The sequence below is a fragment of the Micromonospora sp. NPDC047548 genome, from assembly GCF_040642975.1.
Taxonomy (GTDB): Bacteria; Actinomycetota; Actinomycetes; order Mycobacteriales; family Micromonosporaceae; genus Micromonospora.
In genome coordinates, this window is the sequence record NZ_JBEYTI010000003.1 from 188,560 (window position 1) to 207,414 (window position 18,855).

General features: G+C 74.9%; 15 protein-coding genes. 9 read left to right on the top strand and 6 right to left on the bottom strand.

All coding sequences use genetic code 11. The features are described from left to right. Nucleotide 1: 1 nt before the first annotated feature. From cydB to ABZ807_RS04355, 4 genes are read left to right on the top strand one after another with little or no spacing between them, the layout of a single operon-like run. Nucleotides 2–1,009 (top strand): cytochrome d ubiquinol oxidase subunit II, encoded by a 1,008-nt coding sequence (gene cydB / locus ABZ807_RS04340; protein ID WP_357152697.1) that lies wholly within the window; start codon nt 2–4, stop codon nt 1,007–1,009. Then, nucleotides 1,006–2,685, top strand: a complete 1,680-nt coding sequence (cydD, locus tag ABZ807_RS04345; RefSeq protein ID WP_357152700.1) for a thiol reductant ABC exporter subunit CydD — start codon at nt 1,006–1,008, stop codon at nt 2,683–2,685. Before cydB ends, cydD begins: the two co-directional genes overlap by 4 nt. After that, on the top strand, nt 2,682–4,520 hold the full coding sequence (gene cydC / locus ABZ807_RS04350; RefSeq protein WP_357152703.1) for a thiol reductant ABC exporter subunit CydC: 1,839 nt from the start codon (nt 2,682–2,684) through the stop codon (nt 4,518–4,520). Before cydD ends, cydC begins: the two co-directional genes overlap by 4 nt. 58 nt (nt 4,521–4,578) lie before the next feature. Beyond that, entirely contained in the window at nt 4,579–5,250 is a 672-nt protein-coding gene (locus tag ABZ807_RS04355) for a permease prefix domain 1-containing protein (protein ID WP_357152706.1), read from the top strand. 150 nt (nt 5,251–5,400) lie between these two features. On the opposite strand, the gene ABZ807_RS04360 is transcribed toward ABZ807_RS04355, so the two are convergent. After that, nucleotides 5,401–5,742 carry a helix-turn-helix transcriptional regulator gene (locus ABZ807_RS04360; protein WP_357152708.1) on the bottom strand — a complete coding sequence of 114 codons (342 nt, stop codon included), beginning with the start codon at nt 5,740–5,742 and terminating at the stop codon, nt 5,401–5,403. A gap of 118 nt (nt 5,743–5,860) precedes the next feature. Between ABZ807_RS04360 and ABZ807_RS04365 the strand changes: the two genes are divergently transcribed. From ABZ807_RS04365 to ABZ807_RS04375, 3 genes are all read left to right on the top strand, one after another. Continuing rightward, entirely contained in the window at nt 5,861–6,814 is a 954-nt protein-coding gene (locus tag ABZ807_RS04365) for a DNA primase (protein WP_357152711.1), read from the top strand. 41 nt (nt 6,815–6,855) lie between these two features. Continuing rightward, the gene (locus ABZ807_RS04370; RefSeq protein ID WP_357152713.1) at nt 6,856–9,441 is read left to right on the top strand and encodes a transposase; all 2,586 of its coding nucleotides are present in this window, start codon (nt 6,856–6,858) and stop codon (nt 9,439–9,441) included. Nucleotides 9,442–9,573: 132 nt separating this feature from the next. Then, the gene (locus ABZ807_RS04375) at nt 9,574–10,800 is read left to right on the top strand and encodes an ABC transporter substrate-binding protein (protein ID WP_357152716.1); all 1,227 of its coding nucleotides are present in this window, start codon (nt 9,574–9,576) and stop codon (nt 10,798–10,800) included. A gap of 156 nt (nt 10,801–10,956) precedes the next feature. Here the strand turns inward: ABZ807_RS04375 and ABZ807_RS04380 are convergent, their stop codons facing one another. The 4 genes from ABZ807_RS04380 to ABZ807_RS04395 all read right to left on the bottom strand — a co-directional run bounded on the left by ABZ807_RS04380 (nt 10,957) and on the right by ABZ807_RS04395 (nt 15,945). Continuing rightward, nucleotides 10,957–11,550 carry an ATP/GTP-binding protein gene (locus tag ABZ807_RS04380; RefSeq protein ID WP_357152718.1) on the bottom strand — a complete coding sequence of 198 codons (594 nt, stop codon included), beginning with the start codon at nt 11,548–11,550 and terminating at the stop codon, nt 10,957–10,959. Nucleotide 11,551: 1 nt separating this feature from the next. Beyond that, on the bottom strand, nt 11,552–11,929 hold the full coding sequence (locus ABZ807_RS04385; RefSeq protein ID WP_357152721.1) for a DUF742 domain-containing protein: 378 nt from the start codon (nt 11,927–11,929) through the stop codon (nt 11,552–11,554). A 102-nt stretch (nt 11,930–12,031) separates the two neighbouring features. After that, nucleotides 12,032–12,436, bottom strand: a complete 405-nt coding sequence (locus ABZ807_RS04390) for a roadblock/LC7 domain-containing protein (RefSeq protein WP_132186590.1) — start codon at nt 12,434–12,436, stop codon at nt 12,032–12,034. Further along, on the bottom strand, nt 12,433–15,945 hold the full coding sequence (locus ABZ807_RS04395; RefSeq protein WP_357152724.1) for a nitrate- and nitrite sensing domain-containing protein: 3,513 nt from the start codon (nt 15,943–15,945) through the stop codon (nt 12,433–12,435). The genes ABZ807_RS04390 and ABZ807_RS04395 overlap by 4 nt, the downstream gene beginning before the upstream one ends. Before the next feature lie 276 nt (nt 15,946–16,221). On the opposite strand from ABZ807_RS04395, the gene ABZ807_RS04400 reads away from it, so the two are divergent. Further along, on the top strand, nt 16,222–16,740 hold the full coding sequence (locus ABZ807_RS04400) for an ATP-binding protein (protein WP_357152727.1): 519 nt from the start codon (nt 16,222–16,224) through the stop codon (nt 16,738–16,740). Here ABZ807_RS04400 and ABZ807_RS04405 read toward each other — a convergent pair whose 3' ends face one another. Beyond that, nucleotides 16,741–17,817 carry an adenosine deaminase gene (locus ABZ807_RS04405; protein WP_357152730.1) on the bottom strand — a complete coding sequence of 359 codons (1,077 nt, stop codon included), beginning with the start codon at nt 17,815–17,817 and terminating at the stop codon, nt 16,741–16,743. A gap of 152 nt (nt 17,818–17,969) precedes the next feature. On the opposite strand from ABZ807_RS04405, the gene ABZ807_RS04410 reads away from it, so the two are divergent. Beyond that, nucleotides 17,970–18,854, top strand: coding sequence for a putative RNA methyltransferase (locus ABZ807_RS04410; protein ID WP_357153069.1), 885 nt, complete (start codon nt 17,970–17,972; stop codon nt 18,852–18,854). Nucleotide 18,855 lies beyond the last annotated feature (1 nt).

Sequence of the window (18,855 nt, forward strand, 5' to 3'; positions counted from 1 at the left end):
CGTGGAACTCGCCTGGTACACCCTGCTCGGCCTCTTCTTCGCCACGTACCTGGTCCTCGGCGGCTACGACTACGGCGTCGGGCTGCTGCTCGCCCGGGACGCCGACCCGGCCCGCCGGCGCGCCGCGCTCACCGCGCTCGGCCCGTTCTTCCTCGGCAACGAGGTCTGGCTGGTCGCGGCCGTCGGCATCCTCTTCGGCGCCTTCCCCACCCTGGAGGGCGAGCTGCTCTCCGGCTTCTACCCGGCGGTGGTCGGGGCGCTGGCCGGGGTGATCCTGGTGACCGCCGGGGTGCAGCTGCGCAGCCGGCCGACGGCCGAGGGGGCCCGCGCCCACTGGGACCGGGTGGTGGTCGCCGGCAGCGCGCTCGCCGCGCTGGGCTGGGGCGCGCTGCTCGGCGGGCTGCTCCAGGGCGTACCCCGGCACGCCGACGGTCACGTCGCCGGGGTGACCCACCTGCTCACGCCGTTCGCCGCCGCCGCCGGGCTCGCGATGCTCGCCCTGGTCGCGGTGCACGGTGCGACGTTCCTCACCCTCCGGCTGCCGGCCGCCGACGCCGCGGCAGTCGGCCGGCTGGCCCGCCGGCTGGTCCCGGTGGCGCTCGCCGCGGTCGCCACGGCCACCGTCCTCGGCCTGCTCTCCGACCGGGTACGCGCCGCCGCAGCGCGCCCGCTGGCCGCCGCACTCCTGCCGTTTGCGCTGGTCGCGGCGCTGCTGGTGGCGCGGGCGGCGCTCGGCCGGGGGCGGCCCGGCATCGCCTTCGCCGCCACCGGCGTGGCGCTGGCGCTGCCGGTGGCGCTGGTCGGCGCGACGCTGTGGCCCTGGGTGCTGGTCTCCACCGTCGACCCGGCCGCCTCGCTGAGCGTCGCCGACGCGGCGGCCAGCGGCCCCACCCTGCGGCTTCTGGGCTGGCTCGCGCTGCCGCTCCTGCCGGCCCTACTAGGCTTTCAGGCAATGTGCTGGTGGGTGTTCCGGGGACGGACCGACGGCAGGGCACCGGTGTACTGGTGAACCGCCGTCCCTTCGACCCGCGTCTGCTGCGTCGGGTCCCCGCGGCCCGGCGCGACCTCGCCGTGCTCGCGGTCCTCGGCGGGCTCACCGCGCTGCTGGTCGTGGGGCAGGCCACCGCCCTGGCCGCGCTGCTGGCCACCGCGATCCACGGACGGCTCGACACGGTCGCGCTGGCCGGCTTCGTCGCCGCCGTCGCTGCCCGGGCCACGGTCGCCTGGGCGCAGGGCACCGTCGCGGCGCGGGCCGCAGCCACCGTGAAGGCGACGCTCCGCGCCGACCTGCTCGCCGCCGTCGGCCGGCACGGGCCCGGCTGGGTCGCCGGGCAGCGGGCCGGGCAGCTCGCCACCCTCACCGGGCGCGGCCTCGACGCGCTGGACGCCTACTTCACCGGCTACCTCCCCCAGCTCGTGCTGAGCGTGACCGTGCCGGTGGCCGTGCTGGCCCGGCTGGTGTTCGCCGACTGGGGCTCGGCGCTGATCATCGCGCTGACCATCCCGCTGATCCCGGTCTTCGGCGCGCTGCTCGGCTGGCAGGCCCAGGCCGCCACCGAACGGCAGTGGCGGCGGCTGTCGCGGCTCGGCGGTCACTTCCTCGACATGGTCGCCGGGCTGCCCACGCTGCGCGCCTTCGGCCGGGCCCGGGCCCAGACCGACGTGGTGCGCCGGATGGCCGACGGGCACCGGGTCGCCACCATGAAGACCCTGCGGATCGCCTTCCTCTCCGCGCTGGTGCTGGAACTGGTCGCCACCCTGTCGGTGGCGCTGGTCGCGGTGCCGGTCGGCATCCGGCTGCTCGGCGGCGGCATCACCCTCTCCACCGCGCTGCTGGTGCTGCTGCTCACCCCGGAGGCGTACCTGCCGCTGCGGGCGGCCGGCAGCAAGTTCCACGCCAGCATGGAGGGGCTCACCGCGCTGGACGAGGCGCTGACCGTCTCGGCGGCCCCGGCCGCCGCCCCGCCGGCCGGCGAGCGGGCCCCGGCGCCGGACGGCCGCGGCGAGATCCGGTTCGCGGACGTGACCGTGGCGTACGAGCGGACCATCGCCCTGCGCGAAGTCAACCTGACCATCCGGCCGGGCGAGCGGATCGCGGTCATCGGGCCGAGCGGCGCCGGCAAGAGCACCCTGCTCGGCCTGCTGCTCGGCTTCGTCACCCCCACCTCCGGCCGGGTCACCGTCAACGGCGTCGACCTGGCCGACGTCGACGGTGACGCCTGGCGCCGGCAGGTCGCCTGGGTGCCGCAGCGGGCGCACCTCTTCGCCGCCTCGCTGGCCGACAACATCCGCCTCGGCGCCCCCGACACCCCGGACCCGGCGCTCGCCCGGGCGGTCGCCGACGCGGCGTTGCAGGACGTGGTCGCGGCCCTGCCCGAGGGGCTGGCCACCACGCTGGGCGAGCGCGGGCACGGCCTGTCCAGCGGGCAACGGCAGCGGGTCGCGCTGGCCCGGGCCTTCCTCCGGGACGCCCCGCTGGTGCTCCTCGACGAGCCGACCGCCCGGCTGGACAGCGCCAGCGAGGCGGTGGTGCTGGCCGCCACCCGGCGACTGGTCGCGGGGCGTACCGCGCTGCTGGTCGCGCACCGGCCCGCGCTGCTGGAGAACGCCGACCGGATCCTGCGCGTGGAGGACGGCCGGGTCACCGAGCTGACCCCGACACCGGCCGGAAAGGCGACCCGATGACCACCGGACCGGTACGCCCGGAGGGCCGCGACACCGGCGGCCCGACAGCGGCCGAACTGCCCCCGCCGCCGGGCGGCGCCGTCCCGGCCCGCGCCGGAGCGGAGCGGACCGTGCTGCGGCTGGCCCGGCCGTACCTGGGCCGGCTGGTCGGCGCGGGGCTGCTCGCCGCGGCCACCGAGTTCGCCGGGCTGGCCCTGATGGCCACCGCGACCTGGCTGCTGATGAGCGCCGCCGGCCGGCCGCCGCTGGACCGGCTGACCGTGGCCATCGTCGCCGTGCGGGCGCTGGCCATCGGCCGGGGCGTGTTCCGCTACACCGAGCGGCTCGCCGGCCACGACGCCGTACTCCGGATGATCACCGACGTGCGGGCCCGGGTCTTCGCCACCCTGGCCGCCCGCCGGGGGCCCGCCGAACAGCGGTCCGGGGACGCGCTGAGCCGCCTCGTCTCCGACGTGGAGGCCGTCCAGGACCTGCTGCTGCGGGTCCTGGTGCCCGGCGCCGCCGCCGCGCTGGTGAGCCTGCTGGCCGTCGGCGGGGCCGCGCTGGTCTCGCTCCCCGCGGGCGGCGTGCTCGCGGTGGGCCTGCTGGTCGCCGGGGTCGCGCTGCCCGCGCTGGCCACCGCGCTCACCCGGCGGGCCGCCGACGAGGTCGCGCCGCTGCGCGGGGCACTCGCCACCGACGCCGTCGACCTCACCCACGGCGCCGCCGACCTGGCCGCCTTCGGCGCCACCGGGTACGCGTTGCGCGCCGCCACCGACCGCGCCGACCGGCTGGCCCGGCTGGAACGCCGCCTCGCCGCGACCGGATTCGCCGTCGACGCGGCCGGGGTGCTGGTCGCCGGGCTCACCGCCGGCGGCGTGGTGCTCGCCGCGCTGCGCGCCGGAGTCGGCGGGGTGCTGGTCGGCGTGCTGGCCGTCGGCACCCTCACCGCGGTGGAGATCGCGCTGGCCCTGGTCGGCGCGGCCCGCCAGCGCACCCAGCTGCGCGCCGGCCTCGGCCGGGTCGCCACGCTGCTCGACACCCCCCTCCCCCCGCCCGGTGCCGAGACCGGGGCGACGGTGATCGGCCGGGCGGGGCACGACGTGCGGTTCGACGGGGTGACCGTCCGCTACCGGGAGGGCGCCGCCCCGGCCCTGGACGGGATCGACCTGGCCCTGCCGGCCGGCCGCCGGGTCGCCGTGGTCGGCCCGAGCGGCGCCGGCAAGAGCACCCTGGCCGCCGTGCTCACCGGCGCGGTACGCCCCGACGTCGGCCGGGTCACCCTGGCCGGCGTGGACCTGTCGGCGTACCCGGCCGAGGAGCTGCCCCGGGCGATCGGCGGGCTGCTCGCCGAGGCGTACGTCTTCCACGCCTCGGTGCGGGAGAACCTGCTGCTCGGCCGACCCGACGCGGGCGAGGAGGAACTGGCCGCCGCGACCCGGGCGGCCGGCCTGCTCGACTGGGTACGCGACCAGCCCGACGGCTGGGACACGGTGGTCGGCGAGGAGGGCGGCCAGCTCTCCGGCGGGCAGCGGCAGCGCCTCGCCCTGGCCCGGGCGCTGCTCGCCGCCCCGGCCGTGCTGGTGCTCGACGAGCCCACCGAGGGGCTCGACCCGGCCGCCGCCGACGCGGTGCTCGCCTCCGCGCTGGCGGCCACCCCGGTCGAGCACTCCGTGCTGCTGATCAGCCACCGGCTCAGCGGCCTGGAGGGGCTGGACGAGATCGTGGTGCTCGACGCCGGGCGGGTGACCCAGCGCGGCCGGCACGCCGAGCTGATGGCCACCCCGGGCTGGTACCGCGACCAGTGGCTGCTCCAGGCGGCGGCCGAGCGGGGGTACCTGGCCCTGGCCCCCTGAGCCCGGTTCCGGGAATCTCCCCGACGCGGCGGACCTGTCCTCGTGGCAGGGTGGCCCCATGCGGGGGTGTGACGAGGTACGGGTGGAAAACCGGCTGCGCGAGCTGGACGACCGGCTGCGCGGGCCGGCCCGACTCAAGGCGGAGCTGATCGTCGAGCTGCGGCACGCGCTGGACGACGCCGCCGAGGCGTACCGGGAGAGCGGGCTGTCGGCGGCGGAGGCCGAGCGGCGCGCGGTGGCCGAGTTCGGCGCGCCGGCGCAGCTGGTGCCGGCCTACCAGGCGGAGCTGGCGGCGGCGGCGCTGCGCGGGCTGTCGCTCCGGGCCTTCGCGGTGGCCCTGGCCCTGCTCGTCGCCGGCGACCTCACCTGGCGGGGTTCCAGCTGGAGCGACGGGCCCCGACCACCCGCCGGCTACCTGCTGCTCTCCGCGTCGGTCAACTGGATCTGGCTGGCCGTGGCCGGGCTCGCGCTGGCCGGGCTGGCGCTCGGGGTGGGCGCGGCGCGCCGCGGTCGGGCCGGCGTGCCGATGGCCGGCCGGCTGCTGGGGCTGGGCCTGACCGGCGCGCTGGCACTCGGCGCGGTCGTCGGGGCAGCCCTGTTCGCCTGGTCGGTGAAGCTCTGGGACGCCGCCCTGACCTGGCCCCCGATGATCGTCGGCGCGGTGGTGGTCGGCGCCGGCTACTTCTCCCTCGCCCGGGCCGCCCGCTGCTGGCTGCGCGCCGCCCACTGACCCGCCGCGGCCGCGGCGCGCGACCTGGACCGTCCCGTGATCATCTGCACGTTTCCGGTTCGACACGCCGGCTCGACCGTCGGAGAAGTGCAGAAGATCATGACGTACCAAGGCGGGCGGGGCGGGCGGCGTGGCACCGGGGTGTTGCGGTCAGGCCGGGACGGTGGGGGGCGTGTCGGGGCCGAGGAAGCGGCCGACCGTCGCGCTGAACTCGCGCCAGCCGGCCCGCTCGCCGGCCAGTGCCCCGCGACCGGAGTCGGTCAGCTCGTACGTGCGCCGCTCCCGGCCGCTGACCGTGCTCCACGAACTGGCCACGTGGCCGGCCCGCTCCAACCGGCGCAGCGCCGGGTAGATGGTGCCGGTGGGCAGGTCCAGGTTGCCGTCGCTGCGGGCCCGCAGCGCCTCGATGATGGCGTAACCGTGCAGTCCGCCCTGCTCCAGCACCGCGAGCAGCAGCGCGTCGAGGTGTCCGTGCAGCGCCTGAGCCCTCATGCGTAGCAACGCTACTTGTCAGCCGTGCGGACCGCCAGCGGGGTGCGGGGTCCGCTGCCGCCGGGCCGCCCACTAGGGTATGTGCCCAGAGTCACTAGCCGACCGGAAGTGTCGGCGAGTGGGCAACCCGACGCACACGGAGGTCAGCGTGGCCCGCCAGTCGCCCCAACGGCCCGACGCCGACGAGCCCGAGCTCGACGCCACCGACGGGCCGGTCGAGCCCGAGGTGGAGCGCGGCTCGGCCGACCGCTCCCTCTGGGACGAGCTGCGGATCGAGCCGGTGGAGATCGCCCTCCCCGCCGGCACCGGTTTCACGCTGCGCGCGTACCGGCCGGCGCGAGACCTGACCCCGACCGACGTCACCGAGCGCGACGAGGACGACCCGTTCCTCGCCCGCCGTCAGGTCGTCGAGACCGAGGACGGCGAGGACGAGGAGGTGGTGATCCTCGACGAGGAGTTCGCCGCGCTCTCCGCCGAGGACGAGGAGGACGGCCGGCCCGCGGGTCGCAAGCACGCCGCCGAGGACGAGGACGAGGAGTCCGAGGCGAAGGACGAGGACGAGGACGAGCAGGACGCGGCGGGCGACGAGGAGGTGCCGGTCTTCCTCACCCACAAGGGGCGGCTGCTGCTCTTCAAGACCCCCGAGGCGCTGGTCAGTTTCATCCGTTCCGGCGCACCCAACGACATGTCCCAACTGGACAGCTGGAATGAACTGTCCGAACGGGTGGAACCGGCCGACATCGCGCCGCTCGACGAGGACACGTACGAGCTGGACCTGGTAGTGGAGAACCTGCGCGGCGGGCACGACACGTGGGATCCCACGCTGCTGATCGAGGCCGGCGAGGCGGCCCGTGACCTGTCGTACGCGCTGCAGCTACCCGCGGTGCTCGACATGCTCTCCGCCGGCTCCAGCCTGGATGACCTGGACGAGGCGCTGCGGGCGACTGTCAACGGCGGAATCGGTGGTTTCCTCGGCCGGCGGCGCCTCAAGAAGATCGGGGCACAAACCGCAAGCTTGGGTTGGCGCACCATTGTCGGCAAGATCTCTGCTGTCGTGGACTGGCGCGACTGACCCCGAGCGGGGAGCATCAGTCTCTGGCAGAGAAAAGACCTGTGTCCCGGGAGGAGGACGACGCCGTGGCGCTCGTGCGCGTGTACTGCGGTCTGGCCTCGGCGGATCCGGCCGACCGACCGGCCTCGGCCGGATCGACGCTGACGGCCGCTGTGGTCGACGATGCAGGCCGTCTGCTGCTTGTCTGCGAGATCGGTGACGACCCGACGGGCTACGCCCAGCTGGTCGCGCTGCTCGTGGAGCGCTCGGGCGGGCCGAGCGGCGCGGCGATCGCGGCCGACAGCGACGACCACACGGTCACCTCGCTGCTGAGCGCCGCCGGACGTCCACTCGCGATCGCCGACGACGACTCGGTCGACGACTTCGCCGAGCGGTTCGCCGACGACGACTCCCTGGAGGAGATGCAGTCCGCGCCGGCCGAGCGGCGGGCGGTGGGCCTGGCCCGCGCCCTCCAGGCCGGGGCGCTCTCCGCGGTCACCCTGCCGGCGCCCCGGGACCTGGCCGGATTCAAGCAGGTCCTGGCCGCACACGCGGCCCTGTCCACCGGCCGCCACTCGGCCGCCGTGGCGCTGCGCGAGGTGCTGCGCGAGCTCTACCCGGCGGCCCTCCGGGCGTATCCGGACCCGGCCGAGCGGGTGTCGCTCGCGGTGCTCGACGCCCTCCCCGAGCCTGGCATGCTCGGCGGCGCGACCGCCCAGGGCGGCGACGTCTCGGTCGCCGCGGACGCGGTGGCCGCGCACCTGGCCGCCGACGGCGTGGCCGAGGCCGACGAGATCGACGCCGCGGTGACCGCCCTGCGGGTGGCCATCTCCGAGACCCCCCGCCGGGCCACGGTCAACCGAGTACTCACCTCCGCCGTCGCGGAGACCGTCCGTCAGGCGGTCGCCTCGGTGCGGGCCTGCGACGCCGGCTGCGAGGCGCTGGTGGGCGCGCTCAGCGCCTGGGTCACCACGCCGGCTCCGGCACCCGGGCGGCGCGCCGCCGCCCGGCGCGGCGAGCCGATCGGCGACCTGTCCGGCCTCGGCGGCACCGCGGCGGGGCTGCGCCCCGTCCGGCCGGCCGAGCCCGAGCACCCCGCCCCCTCCGGCTGGCGCACCCGCCCGGAGCCGGTCTCCGGCGGGGCGCTACCGACCCCGCCCCGGCCGCTCGGTCCGCCGCCGGTCGCACCCGCCCCGATCGCACCGCCACCGGTCGCGCCGGCGCCGGTCGCCCCGGCCGCCGCGGCGACCACCCCGACCTCGGCCCCGCCCTCCCGTACCGACCCGAGCATGCCGGTGGTCCGCAGGGGCACCGACCCGAACATGCCGCTGGTCCGCAGGGGCACCGACCCGAACATGCCGCTGGTCCGCCGGGGCACCGACCCGAACATGCCCGTGGTGCGCCGTGGCACCGACCCGAGCATGCCGCTGGTCCGCCGGGGCACCGACCCGAGCATGCCCGTGGTCCGCCGTGGCACCGACCCGAGCATGCCGCTGGTCCGCCGGGGCGTGGACGCCCCGACCAACCGTCCGGTCTCCGCGCCGCCCCCGCCTCCGCCCGGCATCACGCCGATCGCCCCGGCGCAGCGGGGTAACGTGCCCCCCGCCGAGGCGGGCGAGCCGTTCCGGCCGACCCTGACCACGGCGGCGATCAACAGCGCCCGCGCCGAGCGGCAGCGCACGGTCATCCCGCCCCGCCCGAAGACCAACGGCGCGCTGTCGGCGCCCACCGGCGGCTTCAGCGCCACCGACCTGAGCGTCCCGGTGCCGATCCCGCGCCCCGAGGCCGAGTCCGCCCCGCCCGGCTCCCGGGCGAACTGGCCGCTGGTCAACAACCCGGAGGACCCGGCCGACAGCTCCGCCAACAATCCGGTCGTGCCGCCGTACGGCGAGCGGGCCGGCCGGCAGGTGGACGCGCCGACCGACCCCGGCTCGGACCGGCGGGTCACCCCGCCGTGGCTCGCCGACGACCTGCCGCAGGAGCCGCCCATGCTGCGGCTCGTCGAGCCGCCGCCGCTGGCGGACCGGGCGCTGCGCGACAGTCTGCACCCGGGCACCGACCCGCGCCTGGAGACGCCCCCGCTGCGGCTGGTCGACCAGGAGGAGGCGAGCCGTTCCGGGCGCGCCGCCCGCGCTGATCGGCCGGAGCCGGAGCGCCGGCCGGAGCCGGAGCGCCGGCCCGCGCCGATGGAGCACCGACCCCCGCCGATCTCCGACGAGGGCGACGGCGACCTGCTGATCTTCGCGCAGGCCAGGTCCGCCTGGTTCGTCGGCCAGAGCGAGGAGTCCGACCTGGACTGGTCGACCACCGCGGACACCGGCTGGCAGGCCGCCGAGCAGGCGGCCCGCCCGGCCGTCGGCGCGGAGACCACCGCCGGCCTGCCCAAGCGGGTTCCGCAGGCCAACCTGGTGCCCGGGTCGCCGCTGCGCGAGGAGCGTCCACTGCGGATCGTCCGCGACGCGGCGAGCCTCGCCGAGAGCACCACCGGCTACTTCCGCGGCTGGCGTCGCGGCCAGGAGATCGGCGGGTTCGCGGTCGGCGGGCGGCCGGGTCGTGAGTCGGCCGGCGGCTGGGACTTCAGCCGCGACCCGGCCGAGCGCGACGACGACCACGAATACGAGTTCCGGTCCGCGGGCTACCGTTCCTGAGCGTGCTCAAAGCGCTTTCCACCTGCGTGTTTCTGCCCACACCCGGATAATTTGACGCCGAGTCGCGGCGGCCGGAAGCATACCGTCGGAACCGCCGGCGGCAGGTGACGCCGGGGTGGGAAGGCGACTCCAATGGCGACACCGGCAATCGACTCCTCCGCGCTCACCCGCCGGGGAGTGCTCACCGCGACGGCCAGCAGCCTGCTGCTGAGCGCCTGCGGGCAGGCGGAGACGCAGGACGGGACGAAGCCGGACGGCAGCGCCTCGCCGGGCGGCCCGGAGCTGCTGATCGGGGTCAGCCTGGAGCTCACCGGTCGGGGCGCCGCCCTCGGGGTCCTCCAGGAACGCGCCCTGCAGATCACCCTCGAGAAGATCAACGTCGACCGGGTGCCGGTGGGTAACCTGCGCCGGAGCGTACGGCTGCTGGTGCGGGACAACCGCAGCGAGCCGCGCCTGGCCGCCCAGCAGGCCACCGAACTGATCCAAAAGGACCGGGTGCACGCCCTGCTCGGCACCACGCTGACCGAGACCGCCATGTCGGTGGTCGGGGTGGCTCAGCGGCTCCAGACCCCCTTCGTCTCGCTCGCGCCCGGGGACGGCATCGTACTGCCGCTGGCGCAGCGTACGTTCATCTACAAGCTCACCCCGGACGCGGTGGACGTCGCCCGACGGCTGGCCCGGCTGATCAGCTCGCAGGGGTTGAAGCGGGTCGCCCTGCTGGCCGCCGGTGGCCTGCACGGCGACTCCGGCGTCCGGGCCGTGGCGGCCGCGCTGCGGGCCGTCGGGGTCGAACTGGACCGCACCGTACGCCTGCCCCGCACCGGCGCCGAGTCCACCTCCGCCGCGCGGCAGGCGGTGGCCGGTCGACCCGACGGGGTGGTGGTGTGGGCGGCGGCTCCGGACAGCGGCGGCGCCGCCCGCGGGTTGCGCCGGGCCGGCTGGCGTGGTCCGCTCTTCTTCGACTCCGCCGCGGTGGCCGAGGAGACCGTGCAGGGCAGCAACGCGACCGCCGTCGAGGGCGCGTACGCGGTGCACCCGACCTGCCTGGCCGGCGCCACCCTCACGGGCACCACCACCGCCGCACTGGAGCGACGGAACTTCGTGCTCCGCTACATCCAGCAGTACGGCGGGTTCAGCGGCTTCGCCCCCTACGCCTCGGACGCGCTCCAGCTCATCGCCGACGCGGCCCGGCTGGCCAGCAGCGTCGACCGTGGACGGCTGCGGGCGTACCTCCAGACGCAGGTGACCGAAGGGCTGGCCGGGTGGTACGCCTTCGCGCCGATCCGGCACGGCGGGATGGAGCGCGACTCGCTTGGCGTCTACCAGCTCACCCAGGATAGCTGGGCCCGGGTCTCCTGACCCCCGGGGCCGGGTCTCCTGACCCCCCCGGGGCCAGGTCGGGCCCCACCCGGCCGCCGTCCAGGTGCCGGCCCGCCCACTCCGGACACGACCGGCCGTGGACGCGCAGACGCGCCCGACGTCGGCCGAAGCCGCCACCGGGCGCGTCGAGGCCGGTCAGGCCGGAGCGGCTGTGCGCGAACGGCGCATGGTCAGCACGTACTCGACCAGCGAGATCAGCACGTGCTTGGTCGACTCCCGGTTACGGGCGTCGCAGGCCACCACCGGCACGTCGGTCGAGATCGCCAGCGCGTCCCGGACGTCCTGCGGGTCGTGGTACTGCATCCCGTCGAAGCAGTTGATGGCCACCAGGTACGGCAGCCGCCGGTGCTCGAAGAAGTCGATCGCCGCGAAGCAGTCGGCCAGCCGACGGGTGTCGACCAGCACGACAGCGCCGATCGCGCCACGGACCAGCTCGTCCCACATGAACCAGAACCGGGTCTGGCCCGGCGTACCGAACAGGTACAGGATCAGGTCCCGGTCGATCGAGATCCGGCCGAAGTCCATCGCCACTGTGGTCGTCGTCTTGCCCGGCACCTGCCGGGTGTCGTCGACGCCCACGCCGGCGGAGGTCATGATGGCCTCGGTGGTCAGCGGCGTGATCTCCGAGACCGAGCCGACCAGCGTCGTCTTGCCGACGCCGAATCCACCGGCGATAACGATCTTCGCCGACGTCACGCGCCCGCTCGGGGCCGGCGGCCGGTGCGACATGTCAGAGCCTGCGAAGTCCACTCAGCACCCTCTCCAGCAGTTCAGTGCCCACCGCGTCGTCGGAGTCGTCCAAAATGGTCGGCTCGTGGACCGCGACCAGGCCGTCCGTCGCCATGTCGGCGATGAGCACCCGGGCCACACCCAGCGGAAGCTGCATTCGCGCCGCGATCTCGGCGAGCGACTGCACACGTCCGTCACACAGTGCGGCGATGTACTGGTGTTCCCGGCCCTGACCGCCGTTGCCACTGGCAGCGGCGCGACCGCGCACCGTCGTCTCGACGAGCGCCTCCATGGCGATGTCGAGCCGGGGACGGGTACGACCACGGGTCACGGCGTATGGACGGACCAACGCTCCGGTCGGTTCGTCACGATCGGACATCTCGCCGCTCACCTCCTTCGTACCCGGCACCGGCTCGCGCCCGGTGGAACCCGTCGTTGTTGTCGTGTCATTGCTGCCGTGCCGACCCGGTGGTCAGCTCGGTCAGCCCATCATCCCGACCGCCGTGCGGGGCTGGGGGGTCAACGCATCACCCACCCGGTCGACCAGCAGAGCCATCTCGTAGCCGACCTGGCCCACGTCAGAACTGCGAGCGGCCAGTACCGCGAAGGAGGAACCGTCGGAGATGGACATCAGGAACAGGAAGCCGTTGTCCATCTCGACGACGGTCTGCAGCACCGCGCCACCCTCGAAGCAGCGGGCCGCGCCCTGGGTGAGGCTGACCAGGCCGGAGGCGATGGCGGCCAACTGGTCGGCCCGGTCCCGCGGCAGGTCCCGTGACGACGCGAGGAGCAGGCCGTCCGCGGAGACGGCGACCGCGTGCGCGACACCGGGCACCCGGTCGGCGAAGTTGGCCAGCAGCCAACCGAGATCCTGCGTAGTTGTCATCCTTCTTGCTCCTTCTGCCCGCTCCCGGCCGCCCGGCCGAAGCCGGACTGCGAGGATTGCTGCCCTCCCGGAGTTGCCTCCGAGCTGGTGGGGTTGCTGTCCGAGGGGTTGCTGCGCCCGCGCTGCACGCCGCGATGGTAGGCCGACAGCAGACCGCGCACCGCCTCCGGCGTACGCCGCTGTACCGAGGTGGTCGGCTTCTCCACCGCACCGGGGACGAGCTGCGCCATCGGCGTCCGCTTCGGCAGGCCGGTCTGGGTGGTGGCCGCCACCGGCACCTCGGAGGCCGACACGGCGGCACGCCAGCCCTCGTCGGCCGCGGTCTGCCAGCCTGCGGACTGCGGGGCGGGCCGGCGGTTGGGCAGGGCCTCGGCCGGACCGGGGCGACCGCCTCCGTTGGTCGCCGGCCCGGTGTCGCGCGGCGTCCCTCCGGCCATCGGAGTGTTTGCCATCGGTGTGTTACCTGTCGTCCGTGGTGCGGTGTGCGGGACGGAGCGACCGGCGGCGTCGACGGCGGGCAATTGCTGGGTCGCGCTTCCGTTGGCTGCTGCCTTGGCGGCCGCGCCGGCCGCCTCCTCCGGGCCCGGCTTACGGGTACGGAACCAAGCCGACTCGAGCTCCCGGAAGATCGGCAGCTCCATCGTCTCGTCCGCGTACCGCTGCCGGCTGGCCGTCTCCTGCGGGGTCGGCGGCCGGTTGACCGGTGCCGGCGGCTGCGCCGCGCGAACCTGCGGCGCGGCGGGCTGCGCGGTCGGCTGCCGCACGGCCGGCGGGACGGGCGGCTGAGTCTGCTCGGGACGCGCCACCCGCGGCAGCTCGGTGGTCATGTCCAGCGCGGCGGCGAGCCGCTCAGGCACCGGCGGGGCGGCCGGCTCCGGGTTGGCCACCGGCGGCCAGGCCGGCGGGGCGGTCGGGCCCGGTGGGGTCTGCCGGGGCGGCGCAGAGGCCGGCTGGGCGGAGACCGGGGCGGCCGAGACCGGCTGACCCGAGTACGGCGAAGCCGACACCGGCTGACCCGAGTACGGCGAAGCCGACACCGGCGGACCGGAATACGGCGAAGCCGACACCGGCGGACCAGAGTACGGCGAGGCCGAGATCGGCGGCAGCGGGGGCGCGCTGTAGGGGCGGGTCTCCGGGCTGCTCGGCAGCTGCCGCGGGATCGCCGGCTGCTGGCCGGTGACCTGATCATCGTCGCCGGACGACCGCCGCTGCGGCAGCGGGTCGATCTGTTGACCGTCGGAGGGCCGCGGCGTGAAGCTGTCGTTGCCGTTGACCGCGTTGGCGCCGGTCAGGTCCGACCAGGCCGGCATGGTCCCGCCGGCGTTGGCCGGGGAGCCGTTGCGCGGGGCGGGGTCGAACGGCCGCCCGCCGAGGGTGACCTGGTTGCCGGACTCGCCGGACCGCGGGGTCAGCACCGGGCCGTTGCCCAGCGCGGGCAGGGCGCCGAAAGTCGGGGCCGGGCCGGGCTGCTGCGGGCCGGACGCGGCCGCGGGCAGCGCCGGGGCAAACTGGCCACGACCGGCCAGTGCCCGGGGCACCAGCACGGAGGTGGGCATGGTGACCTCGGCGACCGTGCCGCGGTCGGAGCCGGGACGCAGCTCGGCCTTGACGCCGTGCCGGGACGCCAGCCGGGCGACCACGACCAGGCCCATCATCCGGGAGACGGCCACGTCCACCTGGGGCGGCGTGGCGAGCCGCTCGTTGAGGTCGCCCAGCTGCTCCGAGCTGATGCCGATGCCATGGTCCTCGACGTAGAGGGTGGCCCGGTCGCCGATGCGGCGCGCTTCCACCATGACCTGGGAGTCCGGCGGCGAGAACGCGGTCGCGTTGTCGAACAGCTCGGCGACGAGGTGCACCATGTCGTTGACGGCGTGCGCGGCGACCTCGATGTCCCGGTCGATCACCCCGAACTCGATCCGGGTGTAGTGCTCGACCTCGGACTGCGCGGCGCGCAGCACGTCGATCAGGGGGGCCGGCTCGCGCTGCACCCGGGTGGAGTCCGCACCGGCGAGGACCAGCAGGTTCTCGTCGTTGCGGCGCATCCGGGTGGCCAGGTGGTCGAGCTGGAACAGCTCGGCCAGGCGGTCGGGGTCCTCCTCGCCGCGCTCCAGCCGGTCGAGGTGGCCGATCAGCCGGTCGACCAGGATCTGCGAGCGGCGGGCGAGGTTGACGAACATCGTCGCGACGGAGGAGCGCAACGCGGCCTGCTCGGCGGCGGTGCGGACCGCCTCCAGGTGGACCGCGTTGAACGCCTCGGTCACCTGGCCGAACTCGTCCTTGCTGCGCACCGGCAGCGGCTCGGCGATCTGGTTGGCCAGCTGCGCCGGGGAGAGCTGCCCGCTGACCTGCGGGTCGCGCAGCCGGGCCACCGCCTGCGGCAGGCCGTACTGGGCGATAGACAGGGCGCCCTGGCGCAGTTCGCGCAGGGAGCGGGCCATCGACCGGGCGACCAGGTACGCGAAGAGGACCGCCAGCAGCAGCATGCTCAGCAGCAGGCCGGTCTCCAGGAAGACCTGGCGCTGCACGTTCGAGCGGAGCTCGTCGGCCTGCCGGACCACGTTGCCGTCGAGCTTGACCTCGACAGTGTGGATCAGGCGGGCGTTGGCGACCATGGCCGCGTCCCACTGGTCCTTGCCGAACTCGGCCCCGGCGATGCTCTGGGTGTCACGGGAACTGATGAAGTCGCTGTAGACCACCGCCTGGCGCAGGTCGGAGCCGGCCACGGTCTGCTGGTAGAGCTCGCGCTCGGATGTGTTGGCGACCGCATTGAAGGTCTGCCGCGCCAGCCGCTCACCCTCCTGGCTGCGGATGAAGTCGTCGCGCAGCGGCGCGATGTACGCCTTCTGGATAAGCACCCGGTGCACCGCCACCCGGCGCAGCGACAGGAACTCCTTGGTCCGCGCGACGGCGGCGGCGGCCCGCATCCGGTCGCTCAGGTCGTTGTCGCCGGCGAGCTGGGTGGCCGAGTCCCGGATGCTGATCAGCTGCTCGATCAGGCCCTCGTACGACCCGACCGCGTTGCTGATCTTGAGCCGACCGCTGTAGACCTGGCTGCGGGTGCCGGGGAGGTCGCTCAGATCCTGGTCGATCCGGTCCAGCAGCGTCTCCAGGCTGGCCGGGAGATCCTTGATCTTCAGCCGCTCCTGCGAGTACGGCGCCTTGGACTGGTCGACCCGCTGGTTGACCCGGTTGTACGCCTCCCGGTACTGCTCCAGGGCCTGGCCCTCGGGCGCGCCCAGCAGCAGAACGGCGTTGGTGCGCTCGTCCTGGAGGCTGTTGACCAGGTCACCTGAGTAACCGATCAGGTTGGCCAGGTTGCCCGCCCGGTTGGCATTGTTGAGCGTCTGCACGTGGTCCACCAGACCACTGGTGCCCACGACGACCGTGGCGATGGTCGGCACGATCATGATCAGACCGAGCTTGGACCAGATCGGCATGTCGCGGAGCCGGCCGGCCGGCCGGCGTAGACGCGACAGGAAGGAGCTCGCCGTCTTCGGCCGTTTGCTCACGTCACCGCCCTCGCGATCGCAGCGTCCCCGCGTTGCCCCGGGCAACGCCCAGCGCCGACCCGGCGGGTCGGACCACCGAGATTCCATCACGCCGCCCCCCAAAGAGAAAGCCCAGGTTGGCGGTCGCCGGGGGTGTGATGAGATGTTGATGCAATTTGATAGCAATCCGTCTGGCCGGAGTTACCGAACGTAATGGAATACCGTCACCGTGTTGTCCTGCTTGCCGGCCCTTCCGGCTCCGGAAAGTCGTATATAGCACATCAAACCGGACTGCCGGTGCTGTGCCTGGACGACTTCTACAAGGACGGCGATGACCCTACGTTGCCGCGCCAGAACGAACTGGTGGACTGGGACTCACCAGAGTCCTGGGATGCCGTGGCGGCCGTGGAGACGATTGCCCGACTGGCCCGGGAGGGCAAGGCCGAAGTGCCGGTTTATGCGATCGGTGCCGACCGCCGGGTGGCCACCCGGCCATTCGAGCTGGCCGAATCGCCACTTTTTGTCGCCGAAGGGATCTTCGCCGCCGAGATCGTCGAGGAGTGCCGCCGTCGGGGGCTGCTCGCCGGGGCGTACGCGCTGCGTCGCCCGCGCGGGGCGACCTTCGTCCGCCGGCTGACCCGCGACCTCGCCGAGCAGCGCAAGGCGCCGAAGGTCCTGCTGCGGCGCGGGGTGGCGCTGCTGCGCGCCGAACCGGCGGTGCTGCGCCGGCAGACCGGCCTGGGCGCCGAGGCCGCCCGCGCCCGGGACGTGCTGCGGCGGGTGGCCGGCCTGGTGGCCGGCCACCCACACCACTGATCAGGCCAGCAGCTTCGCGTACGCCGGCTTGATCACCTCGTCGATGATCCGCAGCCGCTCGTCGAACGGGATGAAGGCGCTCTTCATGGCGTTGATGGTGAACCACTGGAGTTCCTTCCAGCCGTAGCCGAAGGCGTCCACCAGCAGCGCCATCTCCCGGGACATCGAGGTGCCGCTCATCAGCCGGTTGTCGGTGTTGACCGTCACCCGGAACCGGAGGTCGCGCAGCAGCCCGATCGGGTGGTCGGCGATCGACGCGGCGGCGCCGGTCTGCACGTTCGACGACGGGCAGAGCTCCAGCGGGATGCGCTTGTCCCGCACGTACGCGGCCAGCCGGCCGAGCACCGGCTGCGGGCCGGGGGTGATGTCGTCCACGATCCGGACCCCGTGGCCGAGCCGGTCCGCGCCGCACCACTGGATCGCCTGCCAGATCGAGGGCAGCCCGAACGCCTCACCGGCGTGGATGGTGAAGTGGAAGTTCTCCCGCTGGAGGTACTCGAAGGCGTCCAGGTGGCGGGTGGGCGGAAAGCCCGCTTCGGCACCGGCGATGTCGAAGCCCACCACCCCGGCGTCCCGGTGCCGCACCGCCAGCTCGGCGATCTCCTGGGAACGCGCGGCGTGCCGCATCGCGGTCAGCAGGGTGCCGACCCGGATCGGGTTGCCGGCCGCGGCGGCCTCCGCGCTGCCCTCCACGAAGCCGGCCACCACCGCCTCGACCACCTCGTCCAGGGTGAGGTTCTGCTCCAGGTGCTGCTCCGGGGCGAACCGCACCTCGGCGTAGACCACGCCGTCGGCGGCCAGGTCGAGCGCGCACTCCCGGGCCACCCGGCGCAGCGCCGGCGCGGTCTGCATCACGGCGACGGTGTGCGCGAACGTCTCCAGGTAGCGCTCCAGCGAACCCGAGTTCGCCGCCTCCACGAACCAGCGGCCGAGCGCCGCCGGGTCGGTGGTGGGCAGCTCGTGACCGACCTCGGCGGCGAGTTCGACGACCGTCGCCGGCCGCAGGCCGCCGTCGAGATGATCGTGCAGCAGCGCCTTGGGGACCTTGACGATGTCCTCATATCGGATTGCGACCATGCTCAGACCCTAGTCAGCCCCCGGGCGGCCCCGGGACGCGACCACCCGGACGGCGCGTCGACGTGAACCGCGCACCCGGCCAGGCCCCTGATCCCCTCACGTAGGCTCACCGGGTGACCGCGCCGCACCCGCCCGAGCAGCCCGCGGGCGCGGTGCACCCGCAGGTGGTGGCGCGGCTGCGCTGCCCGGTCTGCGCCGAACCGCTGGCCGCGGCCCCGGACACCCGCGCGCTGCGCTGCCCGCGCCGGCACAGCTTCGACGTCGCCCGACAGGGGTACGTCAACCTGCTCACCGGCCGCGCCCCGCACGTCGGGGACACCGCCGAGATGGTGGCCGCCCGGGCGGACTTCCTGGCCGCTGGGCACTACGACGTCATCTCCGCCGCGCTGGCCGAGGCGGCGACGCGGTTCGCCGCCCCGGTGACCGACCGCCGGCGGGCGGACGGGGAGCCGGGCGTCGGGGCGTACCCGCTGGTGGTGGACGCCGGGGCGGGCACCGGCCGGCACCTCGCCGCGGTGCTGGCGACGCTGCCCGACGCCGTGGGTCTGGCCCTGGACGTCTCCAAGCCGGCGCTGCGCCGCGCAACCCGGGCCCACCCGCGGGCGGCGGCGGCGCTGGCCGACACCTGGCAGCGGCTGCCGCTCGCCGACGCCTCGACCGCCGTGCTGCTGGACGTCTTCGCCCCGCGCAACGGCGCGGAGTTCCACCGGGTGCTCGACCCGGCCGGGGCGCTGCTGGTGGTCACCCCGACCGACGCGCACCTCGCCGGACTGGTCGACGCGCTCGACCTGCTGCGGGTGGATCCGGCCAAGGCGGACCGGGTCGCCGACAGTTTGGCCGGTCACTTCACCGAGGAGCGCAACGGCGTGCACACGGCCCGGCTGCGGCTGACCCGGGCCGAGGTGGCGACCCTGGTCGGGATGGGCCCCAGCGCCTGGCACACCGACCCGGAACGGCTCGCCGCCCGGATCGCCACGCTGCCCGAGCCGGTCGCGGTCACCGCCGCGGTCCGGCTCACCGTCTGGCGCCCGCGCTGAC

Bases quoted from the DNA above. Each gene is read 5' to 3' on its own strand.
- cydC (WP_357152703.1), top strand. From the start codon at position 2,682: ATGACCACCGGACCGGTACGCCCGGAGGGCCGCGACACCGGCGGCCCG.
- ABZ807_RS04355 (WP_357152706.1), top strand. From the start codon at position 4,579: ATGCGGGGGTGTGACGAGGTACGGGTGGAAAACCGGCTGCGCGAGCTG.
- ABZ807_RS04380 (WP_357152718.1), bottom strand. From the start codon at position 11,550: ATGTCGCACCGGCCGCCGGCCCCGAGCGGGCGCGTGACGTCGGCGAAG.
- ABZ807_RS04375 (WP_357152716.1), top strand. From the start codon at position 9,574: ATGGCGACACCGGCAATCGACTCCTCCGCGCTCACCCGCCGGGGAGTG.
- ABZ807_RS04390 (WP_132186590.1), bottom strand. From the start codon at position 12,436: ATGACAACTACGCAGGATCTCGGTTGGCTGCTGGCCAACTTCGCCGAC.
- ABZ807_RS04360 (WP_357152708.1), bottom strand. From the start codon at position 5,742: ATGAGGGCTCAGGCGCTGCACGGACACCTCGACGCGCTGCTGCTCGCG.
- ABZ807_RS04405 (WP_357152730.1), bottom strand. From the start codon at position 17,817: ATGGTCGCAATCCGATATGAGGACATCGTCAAGGTCCCCAAGGCGCTG.
- ABZ807_RS04385 (WP_357152721.1), bottom strand. From the start codon at position 11,929: ATGTCCGATCGTGACGAACCGACCGGAGCGTTGGTCCGTCCATACGCC.